The organism is Idiomarina sp. ST20R2A10 (assembly GCF_051842345.1).
In the GTDB taxonomy this organism is placed as follows: Bacteria; Pseudomonadota; Gammaproteobacteria; order Enterobacterales; family Alteromonadaceae; genus Idiomarina; species Idiomarina loihiensis.
This window is the reverse complement of sequence record NZ_JBNIEY010000001.1, coordinates 331,239-346,225: the sequence shown is the minus strand read 5'-3', so window position 1 is coordinate 346,225 and position 14,987 is coordinate 331,239. Positions and strand designations below refer to the sequence as shown.

16 protein-coding genes are annotated in these 14,987 nt (G+C 45.3%); 14 read left to right on the top strand and 2 right to left on the bottom strand.

All coding sequences use genetic code 11. The annotated features are described in order from the left end of the window. Positions 1-67 precede the first annotated feature (67 nt). The 11 genes from ACP7H9_RS01670 to ttcA all read left to right on the top strand — a co-directional run bounded on the left by ACP7H9_RS01670 (position 68) and on the right by ttcA (position 10,767). Positions 68-1,708 (top strand): methyl-accepting chemotaxis protein, encoded by a 1,641-nt coding sequence (locus ACP7H9_RS01670; protein ID WP_439222097.1) that lies wholly within the window; start codon positions 68-70, stop codon positions 1,706-1,708. Positions 1,709-1,850: 142 nt separating this feature from the next. Beyond that, a complete protein-coding gene (gene ccoN / locus ACP7H9_RS01665; protein ID WP_011234543.1) occupies positions 1,851-3,287 on the top strand; it encodes a cytochrome-c oxidase, cbb3-type subunit I in 1,437 nt (478 codons plus the stop codon). Between the two features lie 11 nt (positions 3,288-3,298). After that, positions 3,299-3,919 (top strand): cytochrome-c oxidase, cbb3-type subunit II, encoded by a 621-nt coding sequence (gene ccoO / locus ACP7H9_RS01660; protein WP_011234544.1) that lies wholly within the window; start codon positions 3,299-3,301, stop codon positions 3,917-3,919. Further along, positions 3,919-4,101: a cbb3-type cytochrome oxidase subunit 3 gene (locus tag ACP7H9_RS01655; protein WP_011234545.1), complete on the top strand. Its 183-nt coding sequence runs from the start codon at positions 3,919-3,921 to the stop codon at positions 4,099-4,101. Before ccoO ends, ACP7H9_RS01655 begins: the two co-directional genes overlap by 1 nt. After that, positions 4,094-5,047 carry a cytochrome-c oxidase, cbb3-type subunit III gene (gene ccoP / locus ACP7H9_RS01650; RefSeq protein WP_011234546.1) on the top strand — a complete coding sequence of 318 codons (954 nt, stop codon included), beginning with the start codon at positions 4,094-4,096 and terminating at the stop codon, positions 5,045-5,047. Before ACP7H9_RS01655 ends, ccoP begins: the two co-directional genes overlap by 8 nt. A gap of 53 nt (positions 5,048-5,100) precedes the next feature. Beyond that, positions 5,101-5,598 carry a FixH family protein gene (locus tag ACP7H9_RS01645; RefSeq protein ID WP_011234547.1) on the top strand — a complete coding sequence of 166 codons (498 nt, stop codon included), beginning with the start codon at positions 5,101-5,103 and terminating at the stop codon, positions 5,596-5,598. Between the two features lie 4 nt (positions 5,599-5,602). Further along, complete coding sequence (locus ACP7H9_RS01640; protein ID WP_439222096.1) at positions 5,603-7,981, top strand: heavy metal translocating P-type ATPase; 2,379 nt, start codon at positions 5,603-5,605, stop codon at positions 7,979-7,981. Beyond that, positions 7,978-8,163 carry a cbb3-type cytochrome oxidase assembly protein CcoS gene (gene ccoS / locus ACP7H9_RS01635; protein WP_011234549.1) on the top strand — a complete coding sequence of 62 codons (186 nt, stop codon included), beginning with the start codon at positions 7,978-7,980 and terminating at the stop codon, positions 8,161-8,163. Before ACP7H9_RS01640 ends, ccoS begins: the two co-directional genes overlap by 4 nt. Continuing rightward, positions 8,135-8,803: a sulfite exporter TauE/SafE family protein gene (locus ACP7H9_RS01630; protein ID WP_286823313.1), complete on the top strand. Its 669-nt coding sequence runs from the start codon at positions 8,135-8,137 to the stop codon at positions 8,801-8,803. Before ccoS ends, ACP7H9_RS01630 begins: the two co-directional genes overlap by 29 nt. Before the next feature lie 68 nt (positions 8,804-8,871). Then, complete coding sequence (gene uspE, locus ACP7H9_RS01625) at positions 8,872-9,798, top strand: universal stress protein UspE (protein WP_011234551.1); 927 nt, start codon at positions 8,872-8,874, stop codon at positions 9,796-9,798. 66 nt (positions 9,799-9,864) lie between these two features. Further along, the gene (ttcA, locus tag ACP7H9_RS01620) at positions 9,865-10,767 is read left to right on the top strand and encodes a tRNA 2-thiocytidine(32) synthetase TtcA (RefSeq protein ID WP_439222095.1); all 903 of its coding nucleotides are present in this window, start codon (positions 9,865-9,867) and stop codon (positions 10,765-10,767) included. 69 nt (positions 10,768-10,836) lie between these two features. Here the strand turns inward: ttcA and ACP7H9_RS01615 are convergent, their stop codons facing one another. Continuing rightward, on the bottom strand, positions 10,837-11,682 hold the full coding sequence (locus ACP7H9_RS01615) for a glucosaminidase domain-containing protein (RefSeq protein ID WP_011234553.1): 846 nt from the start codon (positions 11,680-11,682) through the stop codon (positions 10,837-10,839). 7 nt (positions 11,683-11,689) lie between these two features. Continuing rightward, positions 11,690-12,445, bottom strand: a complete 756-nt coding sequence (locus tag ACP7H9_RS01610) for a hypothetical protein (protein ID WP_439222094.1) — start codon at positions 12,443-12,445, stop codon at positions 11,690-11,692. 106 nt (positions 12,446-12,551) lie between these two features. On the opposite strand from ACP7H9_RS01610, the gene ACP7H9_RS01605 reads away from it, so the two are divergent. The 3 genes from ACP7H9_RS01605 to hflD all read left to right on the top strand — a co-directional run bounded on the left by ACP7H9_RS01605 (position 12,552) and on the right by hflD (position 14,940). After that, positions 12,552-13,127 carry a pseudouridine synthase gene (locus tag ACP7H9_RS01605; protein ID WP_011234555.1) on the top strand — a complete coding sequence of 192 codons (576 nt, stop codon included), beginning with the start codon at positions 12,552-12,554 and terminating at the stop codon, positions 13,125-13,127. Between the two features lie 80 nt (positions 13,128-13,207). Continuing rightward, positions 13,208-14,323, top strand: coding sequence for a tRNA 2-thiouridine(34) synthase MnmA (mnmA, locus tag ACP7H9_RS01600; protein WP_110013133.1), 1,116 nt, complete (start codon positions 13,208-13,210; stop codon positions 14,321-14,323). Continuing rightward, positions 14,320-14,940: a high frequency lysogenization protein HflD gene (gene hflD / locus ACP7H9_RS01595; RefSeq protein WP_011234557.1), complete on the top strand. Its 621-nt coding sequence runs from the start codon at positions 14,320-14,322 to the stop codon at positions 14,938-14,940. Before mnmA ends, hflD begins: the two co-directional genes overlap by 4 nt. The last annotated feature ends 47 nt before the right edge of the window (positions 14,941-14,987 follow it).

Genomic DNA, 14,987 nt, shown 5'->3' with positions numbered 1-14,987 from the left:
AAGATTTTGTAAGCTGCCGATAGCCTATTACGAAAGCTTTCCGACGGTTGTTGAATAAGGATTATTAATGAAAATCGTACAGCAGTTAAGTATCACACAGAGACTTATATCACTATTGGGTATCGCCGCTCTGGGAACCGCCCTGATGGTAGCCTTTATGATGTTCTTACTGAATAACCTGTTGGTTAAGGAAGAAAAACGTAAGCTCGATTCCGTTCTTGATACTGCTCACAGTGTGGTCAGTCATTACCACCAGCAATACCAGGATGGTAATTTGACCGAGGAAGAAGCAAAAGCTAAAGCTTACACCAGCCTTGACGGAATTCGATACGAAGGCAGCGAGTACATTTTTACACTTAATCGTGATGGAATTCTGGTTCAGCATCCTTTTACTAAACAGTTAGTTGGTAAGGATGTCATGAGTTATGAGGACCCTGAAGGAACTCGTCTTTTCCAGGAGATGGTTCGCAAAGCACGTTCGGCCAACGAAGCCACAGTAGAATACGTTTGGCAAAAAGGTAGTGACGCCAATAATCTCGTCGCGAAAGTCAGCCGGATACGCGTTTTTGAACCATGGAATATTATCCTTGGCACAGGACAGTACAGCGACAATATTACCGCTATTCTATGGCAGGAGTTTTTTAAGTTAGCTGGTTTAGCCGTTGTTTTATCCGTCCCCCTACTTTTGTTATTTGTTGTCATCATACGCAGTATCACCAGCCCTTTAAAAACCATTAATAGTGCTATGTTTGATATCGCCGAAGGCGAAGGAGACCTGACTAGACGATTGAATGAATCGGGGTCTGATGAGCTTGCGCGACTAGCAAAATCATTCAACACCTTTGTTCACAAAATTCAGCAACTTGTTCAAAGTGTTCAGGAAAGTGCAAGGAATGAGAGCGAAGCTGCAAGTCAATTGACTGAATTATCAGGTACCAGCAGCCGTCAAAGTGATGAGCTTAGCTCACAAACAAGTTCTGTGGCGACAGCCATTACCGAATTGTCTTCCTCAGCTTCAGAGGTTGCTGATCACGCCCGTCAGGCGGCCGACTCGGCTAATACGGCAGACGAAGAAGCTGGACGCTCAGCTATTATCGTACGAGAATCTGTTAATAACATCGAAGCACTGACTTCTGAGCTGGGTAAAGCAGGCGAAAAAGCCCGCTTACTGCAAAACGGCTCTGACAAAATAGGAAACATACTCGGCGTCATTGTTGCTATAGCAGAACAAACCAACTTACTGGCGTTAAATGCGGCTATTGAGGCTGCTCGCGCTGGCGATGCCGGACGAGGGTTTGCGGTCGTTGCCGATGAAGTTCGAACGCTGGCAACCAGAACTCAGCATTCAACGGATGAAATTTCTTCAATTGTGGAAAGTATCCAGGGTGCGATTAAAGATGTGAGCCAGATCATCAGCGATGTTGAACGTCGCTCGTCCTCTACAAACGAGGAGGCTCTGAAAGCCGAGCAAGCGATAAGTCAGATTCAGGAAGCCGTTGCGAATATATCGAGCATGAATATACAAATTGCTTCTGCGACCGACGAGCAGAGTCGGGTAACTAAAGATCTGAACGAGAATATCACCGGCATTTCCGACCTTTCTCAAGCCAATCAGGACGCTAATACACGCGTTGCTGAAGTCAGTCGGGATTTGAGTAAAAACAGTATTGATTTGAGTCAACTTGTCAGTCGGTTTAAGACAAAATAACCTTAAAAATACAGGGGATACTGGTAATCTCCCCTGTACCTTTCAACTCACAAGACGTAAAATAAATGCACTTTTACATGGATTGTGTCTGTCTGGTAAAAGTCACCTTTTTCCTGATCTTACATCACTGCGGATTTAAAAGATGAGTCAAACAATTCCACAACAACCGATCGAATATAATATGAAAGTCGTCCGGCAGTTTACTGTCATGACGATTATTTGGGGTATCGTCGGTATGTCTGTAGGCGTATTGATAGCTGCCCAGCTTGTCTGGCCAGAGCTTAACTTCAATACTCCCTGGCTAACCTACTCCCGTCTTCGCCCGCTACATACAAACGCTGTTATTTTCGCGTTTGGTACCAGCGCTCTTTTTGCCACTTCTTACTATGTTGTTCAGAAAACGTGTAGAGTGAGCTTGTTCTCAGACAAGTTGGCAGCTTTCACTTTCTGGGGGTGGCAGGCCGTTATAGTCGCAGCCGTTATCACTCTGCCTATGGGTCTTACTAGTACGAAAGAATACGCTGAACTTGAGTGGCCTATCGACATTTTAATTACAGTCGTCTGGGTTGCTTACTTAATCGTCTTCTTCGGCACGCTGGCTATTCGTAAAACATCGCACATTTATGTGGCTAACTGGTTCTACGGTGGTTTCATTATTGTTATCGCCATGCTGCACATTGTGAACAGTTTTGCTTTACCAGTGTCGTTTATGAAGTCTTATTCAATCTATTCAGGTGCTGTCGATGCCATGGTTCAATGGTGGTACGGGCATAACGCGGTAGGTTTCCTACTGACCGCTGGCTTCCTGGGTATGATGTATTACTTTGTACCGAAGCAAGCTGAGCGCCCTGTTTACTCTTACCGCTTGTCGGTTGTTCACTTCTGGGCACTTATTTCCTTATACATATGGGCCGGACCTCACCACTTACACTATACCGCGTTACCAGACTGGACTCAGTCGGTCGGTATGGTCATGTCTGTTATCCTGTTCGTGCCTTCATGGGGCGGCATGATTAACGGTATCATGACGTTATCTGGTGCATGGCATAAGCTGCGAACCGACCCAATTCTGCGTTTCTTAATTGTTTCTCTGTCATTCTACGGCATGTCGACTTTCGAAGGCCCGATGATGGCAATCAAATCAGTGAACGCACTTTCTCACTATACAGACTGGACTGTGGGTCACGTACACTCAGGGGCTTTAGGCTGGGTTGCTATGATCACTATCGGTTCCATGTACTACCTGGTACCTCGTCTGTTTAACCAGAAAGAAATTCACAGCATTAAGCTGGTGAACGTTCATTTCTGGCTGCACACTATTGGCGTTGTTTTCTACATCGTCTCAATGTGGATTTCAGGTGTGATGCAAGGTCTTATGTGGCGTGCGACAAACTCTGACGGAACCTTAACTTACAGTTTTGTAGAGAGTGTTCAGGCATCATACCCATTCTGGACAGGCCGTTTTATCGGTGGTGTTTTCATTGTAATTGGTATGTTGCTGATGGCTTATAACTGTTATCAGACAATTCGTGCCGGCCGTCGTGAGACAGCTGCAGGCAACGTCGTACAAACTGCCTGAGGGAGAGAATAATGAGTCGTTTTAAACACGAATTTGTTGAAAAAAACTTAGGTTGGCTGTCAATTTTAATGATCATTGCGGTTTCTATCGGTGGGTTAGTAGAAATTACTCCCCTACTGTTTCAAAACCAGACCAATGAACCCATAAAAGGTTTGCAGCCATACACCGCGTTAGAGCTTGAAGGTCGCGATATTTATATGCGCGAAGGTTGTAACAACTGCCACAGCCAGATGATTCGTCCTTTCCGTGCAGAAACGGAGCGTTACGGACACTATTCATTAGCTGGTGAGCACGTTTGGGAATTCCCTCACCTTTGGGGTTCTAAGCGCACGGGTCCAGATTTGGCTCGTGTGGGTGACCGTTACAGCGATGAATGGCATCACGTTCATTTAATGAACCCTCGTAATGTGGTTCCTGAATCTAATATGCCAGCGTTCCCTTGGCTTGCAGAAAACAAGCTAACGGGTGAATACACAGCTAAGAAGATGGAAGTTATGCGGACATTGGGCGTTCCTTACGAAGACAAGGACATCGCCGGTGCAAAAGAAGCCGTTCAGGGTAAGACTGAAATGGAGGCGCTTATCGCTTACTTACAATCTCTTGGCACAACGCTACAGCAGGCTGATAAGTAATGGATTACGGAACTTGGCGCGGCGTGTTCAGCCTGATCATACTGGCAATTTTTATTGCCATCGTGGCCTGGGCGTTCAGTCGCCGTACAAAAAAACAATTTGATGATGCGGCTAATTCTATATTTGAGGACGAATCATCAATAGATAACAGCGACAAACCGGAGTCGAAGAAAGATGAGTAGCTTCTGGAGTGCATGGATAATTGTTTTAACGCTGGCCACCTTAGTGGTATTAATTTGGCTACTGCGCTGGAACATGAAAAATTACACTCACATCGAAGAAGGTCAGGAAATGGACCACGAATTCGATGGGATTGTAGAGTTAAACAACCCTCTTCCTAAATGGTGGACCTATTTGTTCTGGGCCTGCTTTGTATGGGGCTTTATATATCTGGCTCTATACCCCGGGCTTGGGAACTTCAACGGCTTGCTAGACTGGAAAAGCTCAAACCAGGATGTTCAATCCTTAGAAGAGTCTCGCCAGGCAATGGAAGAAGCCCATGAAAAAGGGATGATTGTTGAGTATGACCGTGCCGTTCGTGCGGCGGAAGAAAAGTATGGCCCTATTTTTGCCGCATTTGCAGAGCAGCCAATTGAAGAGCTGGCTAAAAATGAAGATGCGCTAGATGTTGGTCAACGTTTGTTCCTGCAAAACTGTGCGCAATGTCATGGCTCGAACGCGATGGGTGGTCAAGGTTTCCCTAACCTGACTGACGACGACTGGCTATATGGTGGTGAACCAAGCAATATAAAAACCACCTTGCGTGAAGGACGCCAGGGCAATATGCCGGCATTTGGTGAGCAGTTCAGCGATAAAGAAATTAATGAACTAGCAAACTATGTCGCCAGCTTAAGTGGTCGTGAACGTGATGCCGATTTAGTCGAAGCCGGCAAAGCAAACTTCGCAGTTTGTAGTGCGTGTCACGGAGCGGATGGTAAAGGTAACCAGCAGCTTGGCGCGCCAAACTTAACTGACGATGTCTGGCTTTACGGTGGTTCAATTAATAAAATTGAAGAAACTCTGAAGCATGGTCGTAACGGTGTTATGCCCAAGTGGAAAAACATTCTGGGTGAAGATAAAATTCACGTTATTTCAGCTTATGTCTACAGCTTATCTAACGACGAATAAAACCTAGTAAACACAGCCCCGCTACGGCGGGGCTTTTTGTATGAGGTCTCATTATGATTCAACCCTGGTATAAGCAGTTCTGGCCATGGTTTCTTATTTCCCTCCCCGTTACTGTCATGATCGTCTGTGGCGTTATTATTTATCTGTCCGTATCTCAGGGCGGCGTTTCCATGGTGGTTGATGACTACTACAAACGCGGCAAAACCATCAACGCAATTATCGAGCATGTTGAAGAAGCACAACGCCGTAATATCTCTTTTGAGTTTACTGCTGATAAAGGCCTGTTTACTCTTAAATATGCTTCTGGCCAGCCGGAAGAACTGTCTGCTCTACGAGTGTTTTTTATTCACGCTACACAAGATGAAAAAGACTTTACCCGCATGTTGACGGTTGCTTCAGATGGTACCTATCGAGCAGATATTCCTGAAGAGATAGAGGGCAAATGGACCATAACCGTTGAGCCTTTTAATGAAGTCTGGAAAGTAAGCGAAAAATATCAACTACCAAAATCCGAGTTGACTAAACTTCGTCCGTTATTATACGGAGTTTGATTGAATGGAATGTTTTCATTGCCTGCAGCCGGTTCCCAAAGGGGTTAATCTTGCTGTTGAGTACAAAGGTTCTGAGAAACCGGTCTGTTGTGCTGGATGTCAAGCTGTGGCACAAACCATCATTCAGCACAACCTGCACGCTTATTACGAACACAGAGACACATCTCAATTACAGGACTCTCCCGTTCTTCCTGAAGAATTAAATGATTTAAATCTCTACGACAACCCTGACTTACAAAAAGAGTTTGTAAGGCATGAGGGAGCCGACACCGAGCTGGCAACTCTCACCGTAGAGAACATTACCTGTGGCGCCTGTGGCTGGCTAATTGAACGTGAGCTATTGCGCCTTAAAGGTATACAAAAAGCGGTGGTTAATGTTACCAGCCGCCGGGTTCAGGTTAGCTGGTCTCCTGCTCAATTAAAACTAAGCGATATTTTAAGAGTTTTAGCCAATATTGGATACAAGGCTCTGCCATTCCAGCCCAATGAAGCCGAGCAACAATATGCAAGGCAGCGAAAGAGTTATATCCGTCGATTAGGCGTAGCGGGCATTGCTACTATGCAGGTTATGATGATTGCCTTTGGGCTGTATTTCGGCGTTGTCAGCGACTTATCACCTGACTTACAACGCTTTCTCTGGAGCGTCAGTCTGGTTTTCGCGACCCCTGTTATTCTTTATAGCGCACAACCTTTTTATGCAGGTGCCCTAAGAGCTTTACAGGCATCGCGTTTGAACATGGATATTCCCGTCAGTATCGCCTTATTAGGCGCCTACAGTGCCAGTGTGTACGCGACAATAACCAATACGGGTGAGGTTTATTTCGAATCCATATCCATGTTTACTTTCTTCTTGTTGACAGGCCGTTTTTTGGAGTTACTGGCAAAAGAACGAGCATTGAAATTTGCCACTAACCGTCTGACCTTACTGCCTAAGCTGGCTAACCGTGAAACTCCCGAAGGCTATGAATCCGTTGCTATTAAATTGCTGGAAACCGGTGACATTATTCGTGTGAAAGCTGGTGAGACTATTCCTGCAGACGGTGAATTACTGAATAAACAAGCTCAGGTTGATGAAAGCTTGTTGACCGGAGAAAGCCTGCCCAGATCAAAAAAACTTGGAGACGCGGTTATTGCCGGCAGTATTAATCAACACTCTCCAATACGGATAAAAGTAACAGCAACTGCTCAGCAAACAGTTTTGGCCGGCATTATCGCAATGCAGGATTCTGCTTTAGCGGTTAAACCCAAGGCACAGCAAGTTATCGATAAACTGGCGGGCTATTTCATTGCTGCAATTTTAACCGTTGCAGTTATTACCTATTTTAGCTGGTGGTGGATCCAGCCAGATCATGCTTTGTGGGTTACTTTGGCTGTTTTAGTTGCCACCTGCCCTTGCGCTTTGTCTCTCGCGGCACCGACAGCATTAACTGGCATCATTCATCGACTAAACAGAGATGGTATTTTATTAAAAGGCTCGGATGTCCTTGAGTCCGTTAAACAACTGAATAAAGTGTGTCTGGATAAAACCGGTACCCTAACGGAGGGAAAGTTTCGGCTGGTTGAGCGAAATGACTACATAGACTCTAACACCGTTGATGAACTGATTAGCGGACTGGAGCTTTTTTCCGAACACCCTCTTTCGGTTCCTTTAAGCCAGCTGTCGGACACCCCGGCGTCATTTCAGGATGTCACTAACGAGATGGGTTTTGGCCTGCAAGGAGAATTCAACGGTCAGTCATATCGCGCAGGTAGTGAAACTTACATTCAGCAGTGGCATCCGGAGTTTAAATCGACTAACAAGCACCAGGTCGTCATTGCGAGTAAAGAACGCATCCTGGCCGAGTTCAGAGTGGAAGATCAAATAAGAGAAGATGCCGCTGAAACCATTAACTGGTTAAAAAGTAACGGTTATCAACCCATTATTCTAAGCGGAGATAGCGAATCAAGAGTTCAGTCTCTGGCTCATGAACTGGGTATACCTGAATATCACAGTGCCTTGAAACCAGCAGAAAAGCTTGCTTTTGTCACAGCTCAACAAGAAGCCGGGCATACGGTCTGGATGGTTGGCGACGGCATTAATGACAGCCCGGTTCTGGCAAAGGCCGACCTTTCAATGACGTTTTCTCAAGCATCTGATTTAGCGCAAACGGCAGCCGATGTTGTGTTTATGTCTGAATCTCTGAATCAAATTAAAGTGGTAATAGAAAGCGCTCTCAAAACACGCCAGATTATGAAACAGAATTTCATTTGGGCATTGGTGTATAATGTTTCTGTATTACCTGTAGCTGCTATCGGTATGATTGCTCCCTGGGCAGCAGCACTTGGTATGTCGCTTAGTTCTCTTCTGGTAATAGGAAACTCTCTAAGGTTGTATCGAAAATGAGTGTAATTTACGCATTAATTCCCATCGCTATAATTTTCGTTATTATCGCTGTTGCGGTCTTTTTCTGGGCGGTACGTTCCGACCAGTTTGAGGACATTGAACGTCAGGGACTCAATATTCTGATGGACGACGAAGATAACACCAATAACGCTGATGATGAATCCGATAAATCCAAGCGCTGATTTAGTTACAGCCTTGCTGATGGGGCTGGCCGGTGCCGGGCATTGCTTAATGATGTGCGGGGGCATTGCCAGTGCCATGGGCATTAATACCCGCCCCTACCATGTCTGGCTGTATAACTTAGGCCGGGTTTGTTCTTACATGCTTATTGGAGCTTTGGTCGGGGGAGCTATTGGCTTGTTTGCTCCGGAAGGTGGTTATACAACAATCATTCTTCGCTGGTTAGCTGTTGCTTTTCTCCTCTTGCTCGGACTGTATTTTACCGGATGGTTTTCAGGATTGGTGTATCTGGAAAAGTCAGCACGTCCAATTTGGCAGAAAATACAGCCTCTGGCCGCAAAACTCAGAAACAAGCCTGGTATTTTTGCCACCTTCTTTGCCGGGACTTTATGGGGCTGGTTACCCTGCGGCATGGTCTATAGTGCCCTCAGCTGGGCAGCTTTAAGTGGCTCAGCTAGCGGTGGAGCGCTAACCATGGCTGCTTTTGGTCTGGGAACCTTGCCGGCGATGATAGCCGCCGGACATTTCAGTCAATTCCTGCACCGCTTTTTACGCGCCCAGGGCGTGCGTACAGCTATGGGTGTTTTGCTAATAATCTATGCTTTATGGAGCATGTTGACCTTAATCAAACCTTTTTTCTAATAAAGCCTGCAAAGCGTTCTGCTTTCGTCTAATCTTAACAATGAACATAGATTAACTACGAGGTCAGTATGGACGCATTCCGTCATATTTTAGTTGTTATAGACGCTGCAGATGAGCAGCACAAAGCATTAAAACGCGCTTTACATATGGCTAGATTGAGCGATGCCAGATTAACGCTGTTTTTGTCTATTTATGACTTTTCTTACGAAATGACAACCATGCTATCCAGTGAGGAACGCGACGTTATGCGTTCAAATCTTATAGCGGACAGAAGAGCCTGGTTAACCGACGTATTGAGCGAATTTGATACCGATTCGGTTCGCATTGATATTGATGTGGTCTGGCATAACCGACCTTTTGAAGCCATTATTAAAGAAGCAATAAAACACAAGCACGACCTTATAATAAAAGGTACTCAGGTCAGTGCCAGCTTCCAGAATTTAATTTTCACACCAACTGACTGGCACTTGTTACGAAAAGCCCCCTGCCCGGTTTTGCTGGTTAAAGAACATGAGTGGCCAAGCCACGGGCAGATCATTGCTGCCGTTCATACCGGTTCTGAAGAAGAACATCACCAACAGTTAAATAAACGTATTATTGAACACGCGCAGTCCATGAGCAAAGTACTGAATGCAAGTGTGCACCTGGTCAATGCTTACCCCAGCGCTCCGGTTAACGTAGCGGTGGAGATTCCTGAATTTGATGTCAGCGAATACAGCGATGCACTCGAGCAGCACCACGTGAACCGTATGGCCGCGCTGGGACGTGATTACGGCATTTCCAGCCACTACCAGCATTTGTCGCAAGGTTTGCCGGAACAGGTTATTCCCGAAGCAGCAAAACAACTCGATGCGGAATTGGTGGTATTAGGCACCATTGGCCGCACGGGGTTAAGCGCCGCCTTATTAGGTAACACAGCTGAACACGTACTGGACCAGTTAAATTGTGACGTGCTGGCAATTAAACCAGAAGACTTTGTCAGTCCCCTCGCTTGAGTTTAATGCCTCAGGTATAATCCGGCTCCTCAGAACTTCCAGATGACACAGGTTGCAGGAGCCACTATGGCCAGTGAAAATAAATACAGTTTCAACAAGCTACAGAAACGTATTCGTCGCGATGCGGGAAAAGCCATACAAGATTTCGGCATGATTGAAGACGGCGATCATATTATGGTGTGTCTGTCAGGCGGCAAAGACAGTTACACTTTGCTGGACACCCTTCTCTATCTGCAAAAAGTTGCTCCTGTTCGCTTTTCTCTGGTTGCGGTCAACCTGGATCAAAAGCAACCCGGGTTTCCGGAGCATGTGCTTCCGGCCTATCTGGATAAGCTTGGTGTTGACTACAAAATTGTTGAAGAAGACACCTACAGCATCGTAAAAGACAAAATTCCCGAAGGAAAAACAACCTGTTCGTTATGTTCCCGTCTTAGACGAGGCATTTTGTATCGCACAGCGAAAGAGTTAAAAGCGACTAAAATAGCTCTGGGCCATCATCGCGATGACATGATTGAAACCCTTTTTCTGAATATGTTTCACGGTGGCAAGTTAAAGTCTATGCCGCCAAAATTGGCCAGTGACAATGGTGAGCATGTAGTTATTCGCCCTTTGGCTTATGCCCGTGAAAAGGATATAGAACAATACTCAGCTGCAATGGAGTTTCCTATTATCCCTTGTAACTTATGCGGCTCTCAGGAAAACCTGCAAAGAAAACAAATAAAGCAAATGCTTAACGGGTGGGACAAACAATTTCCGGGCAGAATTGAAAGCTTATTTACGGCAATGCAAAACGTTGTACCCTCACATTTGGCCGACAGTGCCCTGTTTGATTTTAAGGCCGTTACCGCAGACGGCGTTGCTGATGAAAATGGCGATAAAGCTTTTGATACTGACAGCTTTACTACAAACTTTGAAACTGAAGAGAGTCCTGTTTTTGCCAGCAATATTCCCATCAAACATTTGGCCTAAACCAGATACAAAAAGAGGCTCTGAATTGAGCCTCTCTTATGTTTATGCCAATATAATTTCGCTTAAACCTTACTCTGGCTGCGGAACTTCCGGCGTATTCAATTCCTCGCTGACTCGTTTCACAATGGGTCGATTGATACGAATCATCGCGCGTAATTCATCAATATACTCTTCTCCTCGTTCAGAGTAGCTTGATAAGCCGGTAATTAAATCTCTTGCCAGTATGTCCTCGTTATCCAGGCGTTTTTGCTCTCGCAGCAAACGTAAATCGAGATAAGCGCCATGAGTATTAATATTGCGCATATAGCTTTTTACGGAAGCGTTAACAGAATCAAACTGCGCAACTTCATGGCGCCCATCGTCATCTCTTTGGTTAGGAACTAAGCCGCAACCTTTGGAGTAACACCACTGGCCAAATAAGTTCAGACCTTGACGTGAGAATCTGGAAGTTCCCCAGCCTGACTCATTTGCAGCCTGAACCAGCACCATCATTTCTGGAATAATATCAATACGGCGCTTCAACAAACCAAATAAATTTTCATCAATCGCAATATCGTCTTCCAGTCGATAATACTCTATCCAATCTGCTATTCGTTTTTTATCCGCTTCGGTCAGTTCATTGCTTTTAAATCGTTCGTGAATTGCCTTGAGGTATGCTCTGTCATGCAATATTCGTATATTTTCGGCCTCCACCAAAGGCAGTAAAAAGCGAAAGAATTCTTCTTTCTTTTCTGTAACATCGGTCATCGACATAAAATCTGGTAAGTCTCTTTGAACCGGCACTTCAGGAATTGCCGGTAAATGAGCCGTGACTGACTGTTCAGGTGTTTCTACCTCGGTATCTTTAATAAGCCAGGGTAAAAGTAATGCCGCTACGCTCAATACAATAAATAGTAATATGGTTAATAATCGCATGTAGTCCTCAAGCCGAAATATTCTCAGACGAACTGTCTTTTTTGGGTTTCTCAATAACTGTTACGCCAATGACTTCTCTATAGACCACTCCAATAAGGTTATAAATCATTGGTAACATCCAAATAAGACCTAATCCAAGAGGAATAAAAGCCAACAGCAGTAAACCGAACATAACCAAAAATAACAAAATAAATTTAGGCAGCTTGAAATGAATAATTTTTATTGAATAGTACAAGGCGTTTAACGGGCCAACTCCTCGCTCAATAACTAATGGCATGGCGAGGGTCAAAATAACCGTAATATAAAGTTGCGCCAAAATAGAAATATTTGGATGAATCAACCCAAATAATTGACTGGCTACAATGCTTAACAAAGTACTTATTAGAGCGACAGCAATTAAAGGGAACATCACATTGAAACCGTTAAAAACATCTGCGCTTTTTGTGCCAATACCGACGCTGTGCTTGATACCCATTAACATCAAGCCACCTAATAAAGGAGCGCTGATTACAGCTTGTATAATGCTGGAAAAGTACTGAAGTTTTATTGATGTTTGCAGGCTCTCAATCGAAAACACGTTCATCAAAATGAGTACCATTACCACATTAATACCCAGTAAAACCAAAAAGCCACCAATTAACGGGGTCAAGTTTGATTTGGTAATGTTAAAAGCCTGTTCAAAAACTTGCCGCAACGACAGCTGATAGTTTCCTTTAAGCGATTCAACTAATGAACCACCAATTATTACTTTGTTATCATCCACAGAAATTCCCACACTTTTTTGATCAGTAAGATAAACTAGCGCCCGATATACTAGAGTATCCTCTGGTACGATCCAATTTAAATCGACAGAACAATCTGAGGCAGTCATGAAATCGCAGACAAAACGACCGGCAAACCCCAAGTTGGTTTTACTAAACAAGCCTTACGGCGTTTTATCTCAGTTTACCGGAGAAGAAGGCGACCAGACTTTAAAGCCGTTCATTCCCCATAACGACGTATACCCCGCCGGACGTCTTGATAAAGACAGCGAAGGGTTGTTGTTGCTAACCAATGACGGCGTTTATCAGGCTCGCCTTGCTAACCCTAAGTACAAAGTCTGGAAAACCTATTGGGTGCAGGTAGAAGGTGACCCAAGCGAAGAGCAGTTAGAGCAATTAAGGAACGGTGTCGAGTTAAACGACGGAATGACCCGCCCAGCTGAAGCCTTCGTTATGCCTGAACCAATGAATTTATGGCCACGAAACCCTCCCGTTCGTGAGCGCAAAAGCGTTCCTGACAGCTGGCTTTGCCTTAAAATTCGCGAAGGCAAAAACCGCCAGGTTCGCCGTATGACAGCGCATGTTGGGTTACCTACCCTTCGCCTGATACGGGCCGCTGTGGGTCCTTTTCAGTTAAAAACAATGCAGCCCGGCGAATGGCGTTCAGAACCACCAGTTTGGTAACTTCCTGAGCTACCCTCGTGCGCGCTAAAATGATAGAATGCGCAGCCAATTCAGGAGCTATAGTCAGTTAGGGTCAACCTATGTCAAATGCCAGTAAAAAAGTCATTGTCGGAATGTCCGGGGGCGTCGACTCCTCGGTTTCAGCTTACCTTCTTATGCAACAGGGCTATCAGGTAGAAGGCCTGTTTATGAAGAACTGGGAAGAAGACGATACTGACGAATACTGCGCTGCTTCCGACGATTTAGCTGACGCTGAAAAAGTGTGTGAAACGCTGGGTATTGAGCTGCACACAATCAATTTCGCTGCAGAATATTGGGACAATGTATTCGAGTATTTTCTGGAAGAATACAAGGCGGGTCGCACGCCTAATCCCGATATTATGTGCAACAAAGAGATTAAATTTAAGGCCTTTCTTGAGTTTGCCGCTGAAGCATTAGATGCCGATTATATTGCGACCGGACATTATGTGCGTCGTCAACAGCGTGATGGCAAATGGGAAATGCTGCGCGGCTTAGACAGTAATAAAGATCAAAGCTACTTTTTGTATACCTTGAGCCACGAGCACATTGCACAAACTCTGTTCCCGGTCGGAGAACTGGAGAAACCAGAAGTTCGTCGAATTGCTGAAGAACAAGGTCTGGTAACGGCCGACAAAAAAGACTCAACCGGCATTTGCTTTATTGGCGAGCGCAAGTTTAAGGACTTTTTGCAGCAGTACCTGCCTGCTAAACCCGGGCCCATTGAGTCGGTTGAAGGTGAAGCCTTAGGCGAACACGAAGGCCTGATGTACCACACGTTGGGTCAGCGTAAAGGTCTGCATATAGGTGGCATGGCCGATAATTCTGGCGAACCCTGGTATGTTGTCGACAAAGATGTCGAACGTAACGTTTTAATTGTAGCGCAGGGGAAGAAACATCCGCGTCTATACTCTCAAGGCCTTATTGCCGGACAACTGCACTGGGTTAGTCGAAGCGCCCCATCGGAGGCCTTCGATTGCACGGTGAAAACGCGCTACCGCCAGCAGGACATTCCCTGCCGGGTTACGCCGCTTAGTAACGGTGACTTTCAGGTTCAATTTAAAGAACCGGTCGCAGCAGTTACTCCGGGACAGTCTGCGGTATTCTACAGCGATGATGTTTGTTTAGGCGGTGGCATAATAGAGCAGCGAATTACCGATTTTGAGGTTAAGCTATGAATGAATGGCAGCAACGGGTAATTGCCTTAGCTGGCATGTCGTTAAGTGCTATGGCTGTGCAGAAGCTGGCTCGCAGCGGAGAGCTTTACCCGGAATCTATTAGCAATACCTTAGTGCACAGCCTTTTACAGCAAAACCCGGACAATATCGAAGATATTTACGGCGGACTGGACAACATTAAACCCGGTATCCAGGCGTTTATTCGCCAGGCCGGCAGCAATAAAAATAAGGACATTGAGGTTACCCGCTATCTGATAGGCCTCATTCATTTATCCAGAAGGCTCTTAAAGCAACCAGATATACTCAATTTACTGGGCGAGCGTATTACCCAGGTAAAACGTCAAAAAGAAGAGTTTGAGTTTGAAAACTACCGCATTCAGCAAAGTTTGGCTGGAATTTATCGCGAACTGATAAGTCCCCTGGGACAACCCATTCGCATTAATGGTAACCCGGAGTTTTTAAAACGCGACTCAAATCAACACCATATTAGAACCTTGTTGCTAGCTGGCATTCGCAGTGCCGTGCTTTGGCAGCAAGTAGGCGGCAAGCGTCGTCATTTCGTGTTTTCTAGAAAGAAAATGTTAGATACAGCGCAGCAACTGCTGCATGTCGCATAACCAGTAACAAGTAACAATTAACGATTTAATTAACCCTCGGAGAGCCA

Coding starts and splice junctions, on each gene's coding strand:
- ACP7H9_RS01605 (WP_011234555.1), top strand. CDS start 12,552: ATGAAATCGCAGACAAAACGACCGGCAAACCCCAAGTTGGTTTTACTA.
- ccoN (WP_011234543.1), top strand. CDS start 1,851: ATGAGTCAAACAATTCCACAACAACCGATCGAATATAATATGAAAGTC.
- ACP7H9_RS01645 (WP_011234547.1), top strand. CDS start 5,101: ATGATTCAACCCTGGTATAAGCAGTTCTGGCCATGGTTTCTTATTTCC.
- ttcA (WP_439222095.1), top strand. CDS start 9,865: ATGGCCAGTGAAAATAAATACAGTTTCAACAAGCTACAGAAACGTATT.
- mnmA (WP_110013133.1), top strand. CDS start 13,208: ATGTCAAATGCCAGTAAAAAAGTCATTGTCGGAATGTCCGGGGGCGTC.
- ccoS (WP_011234549.1), top strand. CDS start 7,978: ATGAGTGTAATTTACGCATTAATTCCCATCGCTATAATTTTCGTTATT.
- hflD (WP_011234557.1), top strand. CDS start 14,320: ATGAATGAATGGCAGCAACGGGTAATTGCCTTAGCTGGCATGTCGTTA.
- ccoO (WP_011234544.1), top strand. CDS start 3,299: ATGAGTCGTTTTAAACACGAATTTGTTGAAAAAAACTTAGGTTGGCTG.
- ACP7H9_RS01630 (WP_286823313.1), top strand. CDS start 8,135: ATGATGAATCCGATAAATCCAAGCGCTGATTTAGTTACAGCCTTGCTG.
- ACP7H9_RS01640 (WP_439222096.1), top strand. CDS start 5,603: ATGGAATGTTTTCATTGCCTGCAGCCGGTTCCCAAAGGGGTTAATCTT.
- ACP7H9_RS01615 (WP_011234553.1), bottom strand. CDS start 11,682: ATGCGATTATTAACCATATTACTATTTATTGTATTGAGCGTAGCGGCA.
- ACP7H9_RS01670 (WP_439222097.1), top strand. CDS start 68: ATGAAAATCGTACAGCAGTTAAGTATCACACAGAGACTTATATCACTA.
- uspE (WP_011234551.1), top strand. CDS start 8,872: ATGGACGCATTCCGTCATATTTTAGTTGTTATAGACGCTGCAGATGAG.
- ccoP (WP_011234546.1), top strand. CDS start 4,094: ATGAGTAGCTTCTGGAGTGCATGGATAATTGTTTTAACGCTGGCCACC.
- ACP7H9_RS01655 (WP_011234545.1), top strand. CDS start 3,919: ATGGATTACGGAACTTGGCGCGGCGTGTTCAGCCTGATCATACTGGCA.